This window comes from Mesotoga sp. B105.6.4, from assembly GCF_002896535.1.
In the GTDB taxonomy this organism is placed as follows: Bacteria; Thermotogota; Thermotogae; order Petrotogales; family Kosmotogaceae; genus Mesotoga.
Genome location: NZ_JWIM01000106.1, coordinates 1 through 1,642, shown reverse-complemented (window position 1 = coordinate 1,642; position 1,642 = coordinate 1). Strand labels below are relative to the sequence as shown.

Genomic DNA, 1,642 nt, shown 5'->3' with positions numbered 1-1,642 from the left:
TTTTTTCCTCAAAAGGGAGGGGTTTTTAGGTGAAAAAGGTACTTGTGTTATTTGTTATTGCGATTGTGTTTTTCTACACCGGTTTGATTGCCTGTACTGACATCGGAGTTGGCAAACTCGCGACTGTTGACGGATCAGCAATATCTGCTCAGTCTGTTGACGGATCGTATGATTCCCGACTGATTATACACCCGGCTGCGGATCACGAACCGGGAAGCATGACGCCCGTCTGGGAATGGATAGTCTATGCTGACAGAAGACCGTTGGTTCAGCTTGGCGAGATACCCCAGGTGGAACATACGTATTCATGGATCCAGACTTCTTATCCGTTCTCCAACGAAAAGGGTCTGCTGATGGGAGAGACAACGCAAGGCGGATCAAGGGCAACTGTGAACAGTCCGGATGCCATCATGACGATCGAGCAGCTTCAGGCCTTTGCTCTTCAGAGATGTACGACAGCAAGGGAGGCCATCGAGCTTATGGGCTCTCTGGCAGTCGAATATGGCTACAGGGAATCTTGTTCCCGTGGCGAGGGTCTTACAATTGCTGACGGCAAAGAAGTCTGGTGGTTTGAGATCTACGGAGTGGGACCGCTTTGGAAACCGGGCGACGGTCCCGGAGCGATATGGGCGGCACAACGCGTTCCAGACGACCACATGATGGTAAATGGAAATGCGAGTATTATTGGCGAGATCGATCTCGAGACGAATCTTCCTCCCGGAGTTCCCGCAGGCGACTTCATGATCTGCGAAAACTATCTCCAGAGCACAATCGAACTCGGTCTATGGGAAGAAGGCCAGGAAGGGCCATTCGTATGGAAGAAAGTAATTGGTACAATTGGTACGTGGAACCCGAGGCTATGGAGAGTGTTCTCAATGTTCCAGCCATCCGGAAACTGGGAGTACGGTGGAGACACTTCTCAGTACCCATTCTCCTTCAAGCCGGATGAAAAGGTTTCTGTTTACGACATTATCGAGCTCTATCGAGATGTTATGGCCGGCACCCCTGGTGATCAGCTTGCCAACGAGGCATGGCTTTACAAAGACAGTGACGGTAACGATGTTCTAAGCAATTTGGCAACGCCTCAGCCGGGAACCGAGATCAGAAACCTGCTCGGTCTTCCGCGAAGCCAGAGGTTCATTGGTGTTCAGAGTACAAGCTGTTACTTCATCAACCAGACTAGAAGCTGGCTACCGCCTGAAATTGGTGCAGTATCTTGGTTTGGACTTGGAAACGGCCACAAGGCCACAGTCGTTCCGATATACGCCGGTATCACAAGAGTTCCGGAGTCCTGGGCGACAGTAAACAGAGGAATCGCAAAGATCGACAGAGACGCAGCTTTCTGGGCATTCTACACCGTCGACAGACTCTCCAACCAGAGATACGGAGACATGATGCCGAGAATCGATGCGGTGAGAATTCCAATGCAGCAGAAAATGTACGATATGCAGCCCGCAATAGAAGAGACGGCCCTGAAGCTTTACGAAATCGATAGGGATATGGCTGTCGAGTTCTTGACCACATACACGAACTCTCTAATGATTGAAGTTGAGAGAGCGTACTGGGACCTTGCAGATACTTTGATATTGAGACTTCCTTAAGTGTGAGTTTCTTTGTTTTAATCCGGGTCGGTCTATGACCG

At 50.1% G+C, this 1,642-nt stretch carries 1 protein-coding gene; it reads left to right on the top strand.

What is annotated here, in order from left to right; genetic code table 11:
• Positions 1–29: 29 nt before the first annotated feature.
• The gene (locus RJ60_RS14830) at positions 30–1,601 is read left to right on the top strand and encodes a dipeptidase (RefSeq protein ID WP_103135263.1); all 1,572 of its coding nucleotides are present in this window, start codon (positions 30–32) and stop codon (positions 1,599–1,601) included.
• Positions 1,602–1,642 lie beyond the last annotated feature (41 nt).